General features: G+C 69.3%; 16 protein-coding genes. 4 read left to right on the top strand and 12 right to left on the bottom strand.

Annotated elements, in window-relative coordinates; genetic code table 11:
* Positions 1–23: 23 nt before the first annotated feature.
* A complete protein-coding gene (locus BP68_RS18585) occupies positions 24–1,055 on the top strand; it encodes an AraC family transcriptional regulator (protein ID WP_496374611.1) in 1,032 nt (343 codons plus the stop codon).
* A 112-nt stretch (positions 1,056–1,167) separates the two neighbouring features.
* Here BP68_RS18585 and BP68_RS18580 read toward each other — a convergent pair whose 3' ends face one another.
* The 6 genes from BP68_RS18580 to BP68_RS18555 all read right to left on the bottom strand — a co-directional run bounded on the left by BP68_RS18580 (position 1,168) and on the right by BP68_RS18555 (position 7,025).
* A complete protein-coding gene (locus BP68_RS18580; RefSeq protein ID WP_496374552.1) occupies positions 1,168–1,869 on the bottom strand; it encodes an ABC transporter ATP-binding protein in 702 nt (233 codons plus the stop codon).
* Positions 1,866–2,627, bottom strand: a complete 762-nt coding sequence (locus tag BP68_RS18575) for an ABC transporter ATP-binding protein (protein ID WP_496374551.1) — start codon at positions 2,625–2,627, stop codon at positions 1,866–1,868. The genes BP68_RS18580 and BP68_RS18575 overlap by 4 nt, the downstream gene beginning before the upstream one ends.
* A complete protein-coding gene (locus BP68_RS18570) occupies positions 2,627–3,517 on the bottom strand; it encodes a branched-chain amino acid ABC transporter permease (RefSeq protein WP_496374549.1) in 891 nt (296 codons plus the stop codon). Before BP68_RS18570 ends, BP68_RS18575 begins: the two co-directional genes overlap by 1 nt.
* A 6-nt stretch (positions 3,518–3,523) precedes the next feature.
* Positions 3,524–4,399 carry a branched-chain amino acid ABC transporter permease gene (locus BP68_RS18565; protein WP_496374547.1) on the bottom strand — a complete coding sequence of 292 codons (876 nt, stop codon included), beginning with the start codon at positions 4,397–4,399 and terminating at the stop codon, positions 3,524–3,526.
* A 127-nt stretch (positions 4,400–4,526) separates the two neighbouring features.
* Positions 4,527–5,747: an ABC transporter substrate-binding protein gene (locus BP68_RS18560; protein ID WP_496374545.1), complete on the bottom strand. Its 1,221-nt coding sequence runs from the start codon at positions 5,745–5,747 to the stop codon at positions 4,527–4,529.
* Between the two features lie 45 nt (positions 5,748–5,792).
* Entirely contained in the window at positions 5,793–7,025 is a 1,233-nt protein-coding gene (locus tag BP68_RS18555; RefSeq protein WP_496374543.1) for a metal-dependent hydrolase family protein, read from the bottom strand.
* Positions 7,026–7,241: 216 nt separating this feature from the next.
* Here BP68_RS18555 and BP68_RS18550 point away from each other — a divergent pair, with 216 nt between their 5' ends.
* On the top strand, positions 7,242–8,186 hold the full coding sequence (locus BP68_RS18550) for a LysR substrate-binding domain-containing protein (RefSeq protein ID WP_496374541.1): 945 nt from the start codon (positions 7,242–7,244) through the stop codon (positions 8,184–8,186).
* 124 nt (positions 8,187–8,310) lie between these two features.
* On the opposite strand, the gene BP68_RS18545 is transcribed toward BP68_RS18550, so the two are convergent.
* Together BP68_RS18545 and BP68_RS18540 are read right to left on the bottom strand one after the other, a co-directional pair.
* Positions 8,311–8,979 (bottom strand): HAD family hydrolase, encoded by a 669-nt coding sequence (locus BP68_RS18545; protein WP_496374539.1) that lies wholly within the window; start codon positions 8,977–8,979, stop codon positions 8,311–8,313.
* Between the two features lie 185 nt (positions 8,980–9,164).
* Entirely contained in the window at positions 9,165–10,199 is a 1,035-nt protein-coding gene (locus BP68_RS18540; protein ID WP_496374537.1) for a hypothetical protein, read from the bottom strand.
* Between the two features lie 214 nt (positions 10,200–10,413).
* Between BP68_RS18540 and BP68_RS18535 the strand changes: the two genes are divergently transcribed.
* The gene (locus BP68_RS18535) at positions 10,414–11,148 is read left to right on the top strand and encodes a LuxR C-terminal-related transcriptional regulator (protein WP_496374535.1); all 735 of its coding nucleotides are present in this window, start codon (positions 10,414–10,416) and stop codon (positions 11,146–11,148) included.
* Here BP68_RS18535 and BP68_RS18530 read toward each other — a convergent pair.
* The 3 genes from BP68_RS18530 to BP68_RS18520 are packed head-to-tail and all read right to left on the bottom strand — an operon-like array spanning position 11,142 to position 14,119.
* Positions 11,142–12,989, bottom strand: coding sequence for an ATP-binding response regulator (locus BP68_RS18530; RefSeq protein ID WP_496374533.1), 1,848 nt, complete (start codon positions 12,987–12,989; stop codon positions 11,142–11,144). The genes BP68_RS18535 and BP68_RS18530 overlap by 7 nt on opposite strands.
* A 15-nt stretch (positions 12,990–13,004) precedes the next feature.
* Entirely contained in the window at positions 13,005–13,415 is a 411-nt protein-coding gene (locus BP68_RS18525) for a YchJ family protein (RefSeq protein WP_496374531.1), read from the bottom strand.
* The gene (locus tag BP68_RS18520; protein ID WP_496374609.1) at positions 13,415–14,119 is read right to left on the bottom strand and encodes a DUF4197 domain-containing protein; all 705 of its coding nucleotides are present in this window, start codon (positions 14,117–14,119) and stop codon (positions 13,415–13,417) included. The genes BP68_RS18525 and BP68_RS18520 overlap by 1 nt, the downstream gene beginning before the upstream one ends.
* Before the next feature lie 173 nt (positions 14,120–14,292).
* Between BP68_RS18520 and BP68_RS18515 the strand changes: the two genes are divergently transcribed.
* Positions 14,293–14,766: a DUF421 domain-containing protein gene (locus BP68_RS18515; protein WP_496374529.1), complete on the top strand. Its 474-nt coding sequence runs from the start codon at positions 14,293–14,295 to the stop codon at positions 14,764–14,766.
* Positions 14,767–14,840: 74 nt separating this feature from the next.
* On the opposite strand, the gene BP68_RS18510 is transcribed toward BP68_RS18515, so the two are convergent.
* Positions 14,841–15,026, bottom strand: a 186-nt coding sequence (locus BP68_RS18510; protein WP_496374527.1) for an acyl-CoA dehydrogenase family protein, incomplete at its 5' end; no start/stop codon positions are given.

Here is a 15,026-nt window from a genome sequence, read left to right as displayed (position 1 = left end):
ATCCCGCCCAGAACGCCCCCAGCATGCACACGCCCACGGCCGCCACGCCCATGGCCTTCGTGCAGGCCATCGTGCGCGCCTACGAGGCGCGGGGCATGGACCCGTCGGCCGTGCTGGTGCAGGCACAAATCACGCCAGAGCAGGTGGGCGATTCCAGCGCCCGCATCACCGCCTTGCAGATGGAAGACCTGTCCGCCGGCGCCATGCGCGAACTGGACGACGAGGCCCTGGGCTGGTTCACGCGCCGCCTGCCCTGGGGCAGCTACGGCATGCTGGCGCGCGCCTCGCTCAGCGCGCCCACGCTGGGGCTGGCGCTGGCGCGCTGGTGCCGCCACCATGCGCTGCTGACGGGCGACATCACGCTGTACCTGGCCGTCGAGGGCGAGCGCGCCACGCTGTCCATCACCGAACAGCGCGACCTGGGCGCGCTGCGCGAGTTCTGCCTGGTGTCCACGCTGCGCAACGCGCTGGGGCTGGCCAGCTGGTTCATCGACTCGCGCCTGCCGGCGCTGGCGGCTGACTTCCCCTTCGCCCCGCCGCCGCACGCGCCGGTCTACGCGGTGCTGTTCGGCGGCCCCACGCGCTTTCATGCGGCGCATGCGGCCGTGCATTTCGACGCGCGCTACCTGGCCCTGCCGCTCACGCGCGACGAGGCCGCCATGCACCAGATGCTGCAGCACGCACTGCCGCTCACCGTGCGCCAGTACCGGCGCGACCGCCTGCTGGTGCAGCGCGTGCGCCAGCTGCTGGCCGCCATGCCCGATGCCGCGCACAGCGCGCACAGCCTGGCCGAGCAGTTGCACGTATCGGCGCGCACGCTGCACCGCCAGCTCAAGGAGGAGGGCGCCTCGTTGCAGGCGCTCAAGGACGAGGTGCGCCGCGGCCGCGCCATCGAGCTGCTGCACCGCAGCGACCGCCCCATCAAGCAGGTGGCGCAGGCCACGGGCTTCGCCAGCGAAAAGAGCTTTATCCGGGCATTCCGGGGCTGGACGGGACAGTCGCCCGCGGACTTCCGCCGCCGCGCGCGTGGCGCGGGTGCCAACGGTATCGCATAGATGGCCATAGGTTCTTGCGGCGCAAGAACCAACGCCCTCAAGACACCAAAGCTCCAGAAAACCTGGGGTGGCTGAACACTGCACGGGTGTGCAGCGTCCGCGCGCCCTGCGTTCAATGGCTGCCCAGGTACAGGCGCGTCATGCGGTCGTCGGCCAGCAGGTCGGCGGCCTTGCCGCTGAGCACGCAGCGGCCCTGGTCGAGGATGTAGCCCTGGTGCGAGATCTCTAGCGCCTGGCGCGCGCGCTGCTCCACCATGAGCACGGCCACGCCCGCGCGCGGCAGTTGCTGCACCATGTCGAACACGCGCTGCACCAGCGAGGGCGCGAGGGCCGCCGTGGGTTCGTCGAGGATCATGAGCCGAGGCGATGGCATCAGCGCACGCGCAAAGGCCAACTGCTGGCGCTCGCCGCCCGAGAGGTTGCTGGCCTGCTGGGCCAGGCGCTCGGAGAGGGCCGGGAAGTCCTGCAGGATTTCCTCCATGCGCTGCACCACGTTTTTCACGCCTTGCACCACCAGCAGGTTCTCCTTCACCGTGAGCGAGGGGAATACGTTGGCCACCTGAGGCACATAGGCCAGCCCGGCGTCGAAACGGTCCTCGGCCGAAAGGCGCGAGATGTCCTGTCCGCCCAGGCTGATGCGTCCTTCCACGCGCGGCAGCAGGCCCAGCAGCGACTTGACGAAGGTGGACTTGCCCGCCCCGTTGGTGCCCGCGATGGTCACGATCTCGCCCTGCTCTACCCGCAGGTCGATGCCGTGGATGATGTCGACCTCGGAGTAGCCGCCCTTGACCGATTGGATTTCCAACAAACTCACGCCACGCCTCCCATATAGGCTTCCTGGACCCGCGGGTCATTCAACACGGCTTCGGGCAAGCCCTCGGCCAGCACGCGCCCACGGTCCATGACCAGCATGCGGTGGGAGATGTTCTTGAGTGCCTGCAGGTGGTGCTCGATGACGATGAAGGCGATGCCCTGGGCATTGAGTTCCAGCACGCGTTCGCAGATCTCGCCGATGAGCACGGGGTTCACGCCCGCGAAGGGCTCATCGAGCAGGATGCACTGGGGGTCGAGCATGAGCACGCGGCCCAGCTCGACGAGCTTCTTCTGCCCGCCCGAGAGGCCGCCCGCGCGCACATCGCGCACCTTGGCCAGGTTCAGGAACTTCAGGATGCCATCGGCCTTGTCGGACAGTGCCTTCTCATAGGCGCGCCGGCTGGGCGTGCTGAAGAAGGCATTGATCAGACGTTCGCCCTGCGGGTTGGCCGCGGCCGCCAGCAGGTTCTCGTGCACCGTGAGGCTCGAAAACTCGCGCGGCACCTGGAAGGTGCGCACCAAGCCCAGCCGCGCACGCTGGTGCGGTGGCAGGTGGGTGATGTCCTGGCCCGCGAACTCGATGCTGCCGCCATCGGGCGGCTGCTGGCCCGCAATGCCCGCGAACAAGGTGCTCTTGCCCGCGCCGTTGGTGCCCGCAATGCCCAGGATTTCCTTCGCCCCCAATTGCAGCGAGACCTGGTCCACCGCAGTGAACCCGCCAAAGTGCCGCGAGGCGGACTTAACTTGCAACAGCGCCATCAGCGTTTGCCCTCCGACTTGCCGCCGAACAGACCCTCGGGCTTGTACAGCGTCACCAAAATCAAGGCCATGCCCACGGCCGCCAGGCGCAGGCTGGCCATGCCCACTTCGGACACACCGGGAATCCAGTCCTTGACGAAGCGCGAGCCCTCCAGGAACACCATCAGCAGCACCGTGCCCATGAGCGCACCGCTGACCCGGCCCGAGCCGCCCATGATCAAGCCCATCCACACGTAGAAGGTGATGAGCGGAATGAACTGCTCGGGCGTGATGAAGGTGATGAAGTGGGCATAGAACGCCCCGGCCAGGCCGGCCAGCGCGGCCCCCAGCATGAAGACCTGCACCTTGAACCAGGCCGGGTCCTTGCCCAGGGCGGCCAGCGCGGTCTCATCGTCGCCAATGGCCTTCAGCAGGCGCCCGAACGGGCTGTGCGTCAGGCGCACCGTGCCCCAGCAGACCAGGCCCACAATCACGATCAGCAGCACGAAGATGGCCACATCCGAATCGCCACCAAACCAGCCCACGAACAGCTTGGGCAGGCCCGGCAGGCCCTGCACGCCCTTGGTCAGCCATTCTTCCTGCTGGATGCCGATGCGGATGGCCTCGGAAAAGCCCAGCGTGACGATGGCCAGGTAGTCGTCGCGCAGGCGTAGCGACAGCAGGCCGATGGGCAGGGCCATGATGGCCGAGAACACCGTCGCCAGGCCAAAGCTGACGAACAGCGGCACGCCCTGCAGCGACAGCAGGCCCGAGGTGTAGGCGCCGATGGCGAAGAACGCCACCACGCCGAAGTTGACCAGACGGGTCAGGCCGAATTGCAGGTTCAGGCCCAATGCCAGCAAGGCATAGATCAGGGCCACGATCCCGATTGCACAGAGATAGGACAGCATGACCGATCACCTCACCAACTGCACGCGGCCCATCATCCCGGCGGGACGAACGAGCAACACCACGGCCAACACCGCAAACGACAGCACCAGCTTGTAGGAGGCGCCTAGCCACGGCACGGCCAGCTCCTGCGCGATGCACAGCGTGACGGCGCCCAGCACGGCGCCCACCGGGCTTCCGATGCCACCCAGCACCATGGCCGCGAAGGCGGGGATCAGGCTTTCCCAGCCCAGCTCGGGCATGACGATGGCCTTCACGCCCAGCAGCACGCCGCCCAGCGCCGAGATGGCACCCACCAGCACCCAGAGCTTGACCATCAGCCCGTTGGCGCGAATGCCGCTGGCGCGCGCCAGATCGGCGCTGTCGGCCACGGCGCGCAGTTGGCGGCCGAAGCTCGTGCGGTAGAGCAGCACAAAGACCACGGCCAGGCAGCCCAGCGCCACGGCGGCGACGATCAGGTCGGTGGGCAGGATGCGCACGCCGCCCAGGTTCCAGGCGCGCACCATGGGCATGTCGAAGGTGCGCTGGTCGTGGCCGGCGAAGAAGCCGATCAGGCTGCGCAGCACAAAGCCCAGGCCAATGGCCGCGAGCAGCGAAGACACCATGGGGCGCTTGGCCAGCTTGCGGAAGATCAGCAGGTACGAGCCCGCCGAAATCGCGCCCGTGACGGCCATGGCGAACAGCGCGCCGATCCACAGCGGCAGGCCGGCCATGAGCTGCACGGCCACCAGCGCATAGGCGCCCGTGGTCATGAAGTCGCCCGTTGCCGCATTGGGAAAACGGTTCACCCCCATCACCAGCGTCATCGCCAGTGCGGGCAGTGCCACCACCAGGCCTTCGATGAGGCCGTTGATGATGAGGTTTACAAAATCAATCCAGATCATTCCATCACTTTCCGGTGTGGCCGTATCGCCCCCTGCGGCTCAGGCCCGCAGGCAGGGACACAGAGGACAGCGCCTGCGCGCCGCCCACTTGCAAACACATGCCCCGGCCACGGGGCATGCACCAACATCAGCCGGCGATCGAGACCACGTCGCGGCGCACGAGCTTGCCCTTCTCGATGATCGAGACGCCGAAATCGGGCGTGGCATCGCCGTACTGGTCGAAGTCCAGGCGGCTCGAGGCGCCCTGGTAGTTGATCTTTTGCTTCTTGGCCAGCAGTTCCTTGCCTTGGGCAAAGGTGAACACTTCGGTGCCCGGGCCGTTGCAGACCTCGCGCATCTTGGCGTTGATCTGCTCGACGCTGGCGCCGGGGCCTGCGGCCTCCATGGCCAGGCCCAGGGCGATGATCATGTCGTAGGTCTGCGCGGCGTAGATGTTGGTGGAAGCGGGCTTGCCGCTGACCTTGGTGTAGCCGCGGTCGAAATGCGCGTACGAGGCGCTTTGCTCGTTGGAGACCGACTCCACCGAGATCAGGCCTTCGCACACCTCGGCGCCCAGGGCCTTGATCAGGTCTTCGTTGGCCGCCCAGCCCGGAATGACCCACTTGCAGTCATAGCCGGCCTGGAACCATTCGCGCAGGATGATGGTCGTGTCGGGCAGGTAGGAGCCCATGACGATGACGTCGGGCTTGGCGCGCAGGATCTTCTGCAGCTCCGAGCGGTAGCTGGGGCGGTTGGGTTCGTAGGTCACATGCTCCACCACCTGGCCGCCGCGCTCCTTCCACACGCGCGTGAAGCCCTGCACGTTGCCCAGGCCCGAGGCGTTGTTGAAGGCCATGGTGGCGGGGCGCTTGAAGCCACGCTTCTTGCAGATCTCGGCAAAGGCCATGCCGAAACGGTCGTTCGTGGCCTGGTAGCGCCACACCAGGTCCTTGGTGTCCTGCGTGGAGATGGCCGGGGCGCCCGAGACGTTCATCTGGATGATGCCCGCGGCATCGGTCATGGGCATCACGGCCAGCGTCACGCCCGACGACCAGGTGCCCAGCACGGCCTGCACCTTGTTCACCTCGATCAGCTTCTTGGCGGCCAGCACGGCGGCATCGGGCTTGGTCTGCGTGTCTTCGGTGAAGAGCTGCAACTTGCGGCCGCCGGCACCGCCCGCGGCATTGATCTCATCGAGGCCCAGGCGGATGGCCAGCTGCATGCCCGTGCCGTAGGGGCTGCCCGCGCCCGTGATGGGAGTGAGCGCGCCCACGCGGAACACATCCCCCTGTTGGGCGAAGGCAATGGCGGGCAGGCTGCCCACGGCGGTGGCGGCACCCGACAGGCGCAGGAAATTTCGACGATCCATGGTTAACTCCTCAAAACACACAGGGGGAAAGGCAGGCAAGCGCGCTTACAAAGCGCCCTTGACCACGGCACCGTCCTTGATGACGGTATGGATGCTCTGGCCGCCATCGGTCAGGCACGAGAGATCGTTCAGCGGGTTGCCGTCCACGAGCAGCAGGTCGGCGATGGCGCCCACGCTGATCTCGCCCAACTCGCCGCTGCGGCGAATGATCTCGGCTCCAATCAGCGTGGCCTGCTGCAGCACCGCGCCGTTGCCCAGCACCTTGGCGCGCAGGGTCAGCTCGTCGGCCTGCAGGCGGTGCGTCTCGCCCAGCAGGTCCGAGCCCAGACCCATCTTCACGCCGGCCTTGGCCAGTATCTCGATGGCCTTCATGCCCGGGCCGCGCACAGCGTCGATCTTGGCCACCGACAGTGCAGGCAGGCCGTAGCGCTCCCCCTCGTTGGCCAGACCTTCGTAGGTGACCAGCGTGGGCACCATGTAGGCGCCCATGTCGTGCATGAGCTGGGCCGTGCCGGCATCGACCAGGTTGCCGTGCTCAATGGTGCGCACGCCGCAGCGCACGGCTCGCGCGATGGCGCGCGGCGTGTAGGCATGGGCCATGGTGTAGGTGTTGGCGTTGCGGGTCTCCTCGACGATGGCGCGCAGCTCGTCCTCGGAGAAGCCCAGGTTGTCGACGGGATCGTTGGGCGAGGCCACGCCGCCTGAGGCCATGATCTTGATCTGGCTCGCGCCCTTGAGGATTTCCTCGCGCACGGCCAGGCGGCAGGCGTCCACGCCATCGACCACGCGGCCGATGTTGCCCAGCTTGTGTGCGCACGAGCACAGCTCCAGGTTGTCGCTGCGCGGACGAAAATCGGCATGCCCGCCCGTCTGCGACAGTGCCTTGCCCGAGGGAAAAATGCGCGGGCCCTGCACCAGACCCGTGCGCACGGCCTCGGCCAGCGACCAGTCGGCGCCGCCCGCATCGCGCACGGTGGTGAAGCCGCGATCCAGCATGCTGCGCATGATGGGAATGGCGCGCATCATGGTGAACACATTGGGCAGCGTGGCAACGGCCCCCAGATTGAACGACGAGGCCACCACATGCACGTGACAGTCGATCAGGCCTGGCATCAGGGTCTTGCCCTGGCCGTCTACCGTCCGGGCGCCCTCGGGGGCCACGGCATCGGCGCCCACGGCCGTGATGCGGCCGTCTTCCACCAGAACGGACTCGCCCTGGCGCAGGCTCAAGGCATGCACGTCCAGGATCTGGACATTGGTGATGAATAAACTCGTCATAGTTGTGTGGCCGACCGCTTAGGCTTTAAAAAAACTCATGCCAATCTGGTGCACCAGCGCACCGCCCAAAGCACCAACGTGGTGCTTCTGTTTTTTGCTCCGCCTTCCTTAAAGGCGTGCAGCAAAGGGAGCATTTATCGGGCCAAAACCGTTCTGTCACAATGCCGTTTTTCTCACGGCGGCATGAGTAAAACTCATGGCTAATGGGGGTGCCACATGCGCAGACTCTGTCCCACCATCTCCGAGCTGAACGCCTTCCACACGGCGGCCAAGCACGCCTCGTTCACGCTGGCGGCGCGCGAGCTCTGCGTGACCCAGGGGGCCATCAGCCGCCATATCGCCGCGCTCGAGTCCTATGTGGGGCAGCAGCTCTTTGTGCGCAGCCCCACGGGCCTGCAGCTGACCGAGGCGGGGCAGACCTACTTCAGCGCCACGCAGCCCTGCGTCTCGGCCCTCGAGCTGGCCACGGCGCAGATGCGCGCGCGCGGCACCACGGGCGGCATGCTGAACATGTCGATCCCGCCCACCTTCGCCACGCAATGGCTGCTGCCGCGCATGGGTGAGCTCAAGCGGGCGCTGCCGCATTTCGAGCTCAACTTCGTGCGCTACCTGCATGTGCCCAACTTCTCGGGGCAGACCGAGTTCGACGCGGCCATCGTCTTCGGCCAGGGCTCGTGGCCCCATGCGGTCTCTCACTACCTCACGGGCCATGAGGTCAGCCTGGTCTGCTCACCCGCGCTGCGTGACGCGCTGCACAGCCCCGCCGACGTGGCCAGGCAAACGCTGCTGCAGCACATCGAAGTGCCCGACGCCTGGCCCGAGTGGATGCGCTCGCATGGGCTCGAGACCAGCGAAAGCCGCTTCGGTCCGGGCTTCACGCAATACGCATTGATCATCCGCGCTGCCGAGGCGGGCTTCGGCATTGGTCTGGTGCCCACCTGTATGGCAGAGCTTGAGCTGCAGGCCGGCTCGCTCGTGGAGCCCTTTGCGCGCTTTGAAAGCGCCTACGGCTACTACCTGTGCGCCTCGGCCTCCAAGGCCAAGCTGCCCGCGCTGCGCACGCTGCACGAATGGCTCATGCATTGCCTGCAGCATGAGAGCGACGCCACCCGGGCCGCCTGCTCGTTTTGCGAGGCGCGCATGCTGTCACACAGCGGCTGAGCTGCAGGCTCGCACGGGGGAACTGGCATTGGAAAGGCCTCGGGCTCTCATCCAAAAAAGAACCGTAGGCTCATCTTTTCATGGCGAAATGCGGCGCGTGCGCGCCGCGCGGCCATGACGGGCCTCAGACCCCAGCCAGCAGCGCCGGCAGCTGCGCCATGTCGGTCATGACGCGCACGACGCCCGCGGCGCGCAGGGCCTCGGGGGTGCCGTGGCCCACGGGCGAGGGACTGTAGCCCACCACCGTGGCCCCGGCGGCCACGCCGGCGGTGACGCCGGTCACCGTGTCTTCCACCACCAGGCAGCGCGCGGGGGCGATGCCCAGCGCGGCGGCGGCGGCCAGGTACACGTCGGGCGCGGGCTTGGTCGCCGGCATTTCGTGGCCGCTGAAGATGCGGCCCGCGAACAGCGGCGCCAGTCCCACCTGGGCCAGCTGCATCTCGACCTTCTGCCGGTCGGCGCCCGAGGCGCAGGCGATGCGGCCCTGCAGCAGCGCGTGCACGGTGCGCACGGCCTCGGGGGCGTTCGGGATGGCCACCAGCTCGGCCTGCAGGCGCGCGTTGCGGCGGGCGTAGAACTCGGCCATCCAGGCGTCGGTGAGCGGGCGGCCGGTGGCGGCCTCGATGCGCGCGGCCTCGCTGCGCACGGTCTTGCCGATGAACAGATGCATGCACTCCTCGGGCGAGAGCGCCCAGCCGGCCTCGCCCAGCATCTGGCACAGCACGCCGTTGGTGATGGGCTCGCTGTCCACCAGCACGCCGTCGCAGTCAAACAAGATGGCTTCAAATTGCATGGTCGGGATTATCGGCGGGCGGCCGGCGCCGGCCGCACAGGCGCCTGCTGTGTGGGTGCGTTGCTATTTATTTTATAGCTATTTGCGCTTTGCTGGCGGGCGCCGTGGCCGAAAATGGCCACGGGCCACGGGCCACGGGCCACGGGCCACGGGCCACGGGCCACGGGCCACGGGCCACGCCGGGCTCAGGGGAAGGTGATCCCTGCCAGCGGATGCCGCAGGGCCGCGGCGCCGCGCACGGACAGCTTGTGCACGCGCTGCCCGCCAAGGACCAGTTCGCCGTAGAAGAAATAGCCCTGGGCGGCGCGCTCGTTCAGGCCGGCGAGGAACTGGGCCAGCGAGGTTTGCTCGGGCAGCTCTTGCAGGTGGTAGTCCACCCGGCCGCTTTGCGCCGAGCTTTTCTCGAAGACCTGTGCGCCCGTCGATCCCTCCAGCAACATGCCTCCCTGATAGAAGTAGCCTTGCGCACCCATGGTCTCCAGGCGCTGGAGCAGCACTTGCGGCAGGTGCATGTCGGTGAGGTTCTGCAGGGAGTAGCTGTAAGTGGCGGCGGACGAGTCCTTCACGTACAGGTTGAAGATCTCCCCCCCTACGGACATGGGGCCCACCAGGCGGAAGCCCCGTGCGCCCTGCGTATTGAGCTGCGCCTGGAAGCCCGCCTGGGACAGGGCTGTGGGAAGGGCTATCTTTTCATAGACGAAGCGCTGGTTACCGCCGATCTCGCGCACGAACAGCGAGTACACCGCGCCGCCTAAACCTGCGGGCCCCTTGAAGGCCCATCCGCCTGCGCCCTGCTGGTTGCAGCGTGCCACCTCGGCATCGCCGGAGGCAGCCTGGGGCAGCAGGGCGTATTCCAGGCGCACGCCCCGGTGCGCGGAGTCGGAGAAGTAGAAGTCGCCGACGCCGTCCGCCTGCGCCAGGGCGGACAGGAAGGCATAGCCCTGGGCGCCCTGGGCGTTCATGGCCGCCAGCGCGGCGCCGACCGTCTCCGCGGGAGCCTGCAGAAGGTACTGGCCCGTCTGCGTACCAGGCGCGGGCGGTGGCGCGGGGGCCGGGCCCGGGGCCGGAGCGGGGCCGGGTGCGGGGGCCGGCCCAGGCGCGGGCGCAGGGCCTGGCGCGGGAGACTCGCCGGGCGTGTCGTCGTTGCCGCCGCCGCAGCCTGCCAGCAGGGCGGTGATGGTGGCCAGGGCCGCGCGGCGGTGGATGTCCGCTGTGTTCATGAGTGTTCCCTTGTCGTTGTGATGGGGTGGTGGCAGGCCGCCGTGGCGGGCACGGTGGCGCCGGGTTGCACAGGTGCGCGCGGCCCGGGGCGTGGGGCCCTTTTGCACCGCAATGGTGCGCAGGCGGCGCGGCGCCGCGAATTGTGGTTACAGTCCCGCCCTTGCCCCATCCCTCGCAAGGGGGGTATTTGTTACTCCCGCGCCGCGCGCCACCATGGGCGTGGCGCAGGCATTCGATGCGCCGGCCTTCTCCGTGACGAGTCTTTCACCCTCCGACATTCCCAGCCTGACCCCGCCCCGGCGCTACGCCCTGGTGGTGGATGACCACCCCTTCATGGCGCGCGGCCTGACGGGCTTTCTGGGCCTGCAGCCGGGGCTGGACGAGGCCGTGCACGCCGGCTGTGCCCATGAGGCGCTGCACACCATCGTGCGCCGCGGCCGCCCGGTGCTGGCGCTGGTGGACTTCTGGCTGCCCGAAGGTGCCACGGACGGGCTGGTGCGCGAGCTGCTGGCCCTGGCGCCGCAGATGCGCGTGCTGATGACCAGCGGCGACGACCATCCCGCGGTGGCGCTCAAGGCGCGCGCCAGCGGCGCCCATGGCTTCGTGCACAAGCAGCAGCCGCCCGAGGTGCTGGCCCAGGCCGTGGCCACGGTGCTGGCCGGCGGTATCTGGTTTCCCGGGGCGCCGCCGGCGGCCGCCAACGCCAGCACCGCCGGCGCGCGCGAGGTGCCGCTGCGGCCCGCCGACCTGGGGCTGACGCTGCGCCAGGGCCAGACGCTGGAGCTGCTGCTGCAAGGCCTGCCCAACCGGCAGATCGCCGCCGCGCTGAACCTGTCGGAGCACACGGTCAAGGACCATGTTGCGGCGATTCTGGAACGCCTGGGCGCCCGCAACCGGGTGGAGGCCATCACCCGCCTGCGCGGCGTGCGGCTGGAGCTGCCCTACTGAGGCGCGCCCGGCGCGGGCCCGTGGGGCGCCCCGGCGTTCAGCCAGCGCGCCAGCAGCGCGTGCAGCAGGTCCGGGCATACGGGCTTGGGCAGCACCAGATAGCCGTCCTCCTGGGCCTGGCGCAGCGGCGGCGCGTCGGGCTCCGCGCTGAGCATGGCCCCGCGCGCGTGGCTGCAGCGTTCCAGCACGGCCTGCAGCACGGCCAGGCCGCTCTCGCCGCCCTGCAGGCGCTGGTCGCACAGCACCGCCTGCGGCCGGCCGCCCTGTGCCAGCCATTGCAGCGCCTGGGCGCCGCTGGCGGCCGTCTCCACCCGCAGCCCCCACGACTGCAGCAGCCGCGCCAGGGCCGCGCGCACCTGGGGGTCGTCGTCCACCACCAGGCATGTACCGGCCTGCGGCGGCAGGGCGGGCCGGTCCTGCGGAACGGCCGGGACCGCCGGGGGACGTGCGCCGTGGCGCAGCCGCGGCGGCACTGCGGGCACCAGCAGCCAAAAGCATGAGCCGCGGCCCGGCTGGGAGTGCACGCCGTATTCCACCCCCATGCTGCTTGCGCACAGCGCCACCGCGGCCAGGCCCAGGCCGTGGCCGGTGGCCAGGGCGCCGGCGCGACCGCGCGCATAGGGCGTGAAGATGTGCGCCAGCTCCTGGGGCGCGATGCCGGCGCCGCTGTCCCAGACCTCGATGCGCCAGCGCGCGCCGCGCCGGCGTGCGCCCAGCACCACGCCGCCCTCGCGCGTGTAGCGCAGCGCGTTGTGCAGCAGGTTGAACACCATCTGGCGCAGCAGGGCGGGGTCGGAATGCACCCAGGCGGCGCGCCTGCGGGGCGCGCGGCAGCGCAGGCGCAGCCCGCTTTGCGCGGCCTGCGGCGTGAAGACGGTGGTGACCTCGCCGAACAGCATGTCCAGCGACACGCTTTCCATGCGCGGGGTCATGCTGCCGTCTTCCAGGCGCGACAGGTCCAGCAGCGCATCGAACAGAAAGCTCAGCGAGCGCACGCAGCCCTGCATGTCCTGCAGCACCGGCGCCAGCGCCGGATGCTGGTTGCGCTGGCGTGCCGTCTCCGTCAGCAGGCCCATGGCGTGCAGGGGCTGGCGCAGGTCGTGGCTGGCCATGGCGATGAAGCGGTTCTTGTCCGCCAGCGCCCGCTCGGCCTGCTCCTTGGCGGCGCGGTACTGCTCCGCCAGCCGCAGGCGCCGGCGCTCCTGGCGCGCCTGCAGCTGCACGAAGCGCCGCCCGCCCGCGGCATGGCGCGCGATCACCGCTCCGAGGGCCAGCAGCAGGGGCAGCAGATAGGGCCAGCGCGCGGGAAAGAACCAGAACACGCCGCCCAGCATGGGCAGGTACAGGGCGGTGAAGAAGCGCCAGAAGATGCCCGGCAGCGGGGCCAGGAAGGTGGTGCCGGATGCGAGCACCACGCTCAGCGCCAGGTACAGCAGCAGCCGGAAGTCGCTCGATCCCGGATGCAGGGCGATGACGATGGGCGCGGCCCAGAAGGCGCCCACCGCCAGCGCCAGATAGCCGAAGATGCGCTCCCAGCGCGGCACGGCCACGCTGTCGGGCAGGGCGGCCTCGGCCCACATGCGCCTGCGCAGCGCCATGAGCACCAGCATCAGCAGGGTGAACAGGGCCCACCACCACAGCATGGGGCCGGCGGGCGCGTCGCGCCCGTACACCCAGCACAGCACGCCGGGAACGATGAGCACCGCCGCCTCCGACGAGCCGCGCTGCGCCACCGACTTGAGCAGGCGCCGGCGCATGGCCAGATCGAAGGCCGCGGCGTCGCTGCCCGGCGGCAGCGAGGCGCCCCAGGTGGGCGGAAACAGGCTGTCGCGCGCCTTCATGCGGCGCGGCCCGGGTCAGCGCAGGTCGCCATCCACGTAGTACCAGCGCCCGCCCTCGCGCCGAAAGCGGCTGCGCTCGTGCAGGCGGTGGGCCCGCCCGCCCGGGTCGCGCTGGCGGGCGACGAACTCGACCTCGGCCTGCGTGTCGCTCAGCGGCAGGTGGGCGCGTACCTGCAGCCCGAGCCAGCGCACGCCGGGCTCGAAGGCCAGGTGCGCGGGCCGGTGCGCGGCCTCCCAGGTGGCGAGCAGGTAGGCCGCGTCTTCGCGCACGAAGGCCGTGTAGCGCGAGCGCATGAGGCTCTCGGCGTCGGGCGCGGGGCAGTGCGCGAAGTCGTCGATGTAGCGGCCGCAGCACTGCGCATAGGGCAGCGGGCGGCGCTGGCGGTCGGTGCGGCCGCAGGGGCAGGGCAGGGGGGCGGCCGGCATCAGCGGGCCGCGCCGAACACGCGGCGCAGCAGCTCGTTGCCCGTGCCCACGGGGTCGCGGCGGATCTTCTTTTCTTCTTCGCCGATCATCAGGTAGAGGCCGTCCAGCGTCTTGCCCGTGACGTACTGCGCCAGGTTGGCGTCCTGCTTGCGCAGCAGGCCGAAGGCCGCGGCCTTGCCGGCGAAGCTGTCGTACTGCTGGGCCAGGCCCAGCTGGCCGGTGGTCTGCGTGACCACGGGCAGGAAGCGTTCGGACAGCGGCGTGCGCGTCTTGGCCGCGAAGAAGTCGGTGACCGAGGTGTCGCCGCCCGCCAGGATGTTCTTGGCGTCGGTCACGGTCATGGTCTGCACGGCGCCTACCAGCAGGTCCTGGCCCAGGGGCACGGCCTGTTCGGCCGCGCGGTTCATGGTGGTGACCAGCTCGTCGATGCGCCGGCCCTGGCCGAACTTGCGCATCATCTTGGCGGCCTCGTCCAGCTGGCCCGGCAGCGCAATGCGCACCAGGGGGTTGCCCAGGAAGCCGTCGGGGCGGCCCAGCAGCGCCACCGCGGCCTCGGCGCCGCGCGTGAGCGCCGCCTTCACGCCGCCGCTGGCATCGGCGTTCGAGAGATCGGCCAGCGACAGGGCCTGGGCCTGGCGCCAGGCCAGCAGGGTGCCCCACCCGAGCAGGCCCAGACCGGCCTGGTGCACTTGGCGACGACGCAACATGGCTGTGTTTCCTCCATCAATACGGGGCCTGCGCGCGGACGGCGCGGCCATGGCGGCATTCTTGCAGAGGGGGCGGGCGTCTTCCGTGACGGCCGGCGCATCGCTGACGATTGGATACATCTGCGGGCCGCTGTCATGATGGCGGCCATCGCACACAGCAGGAGTCAGCCATGTGGTCCATCAGCGTGCCGTGGTGGGAGTTCGTCGCCCGCGGCGTCATCGTCTATCTGTTTCTGCTGGTGTTCCTGCGCCTCACGGGGCGGCGCCAGACGGGGCAGTACGCGCCCTTCGACCTGGTGCTGCTGCTGATCTTGTCGAACGCGGTGCAGAACTCGATGAACGCGGGCGACAACTCGCTCGTCGGCGGGCTGATCTCGGCAGCCACGCTGCTGCTGTGCCACGCGCTGCTGGCGCAGCTCACCTACCGCTACCCGCGCCTGGCCACGCTGGTGGACGGCGCGCCGCAGGTGCTGGTGCATGAGGGCCGCGTGGACGAGCAGTTGCTGCGCGAGCAGCTGCTGTCCGCCGACGACCTGGCCGCCGCCCTGCGCGCCGGCGGTTGCCTGCACCTGCACGAGGTGGAGCGCGCCACGCTGGAGAGCAACGGCCAGATCACCGTGGTGCTGCGGCGCCGGGATGGCTGAGGGTTTTTAAGTGAAAAATGCCTCCAGTGCCCGCCAGATAAGCGCAAGCAGCTATCTTTTCAGGAGTTGTTTTCTCAGGCCAGCGCGCGCTGGATGATGATCTTCTGCACGTCGCTCGTGCCCTCGTAGATCTGGCACACGCGCACGTCGCGGTAGATGCGTTCGACCGGGAAGTCGCCCACCACGCCGTAGCCGCCCAGGGTCTGGATGGCGGCGCTGCACACGCGCTCGGCCATCTCGCTGGCGGCCAAAGCCTCTGC

It is taken from the genome of Diaphorobacter oryzae DSM 22780, from assembly GCF_059568935.1.
Note: the sequence above shows the minus strand (reverse complement) of the source record. Positions and strands in the feature narration are given on the sequence as shown.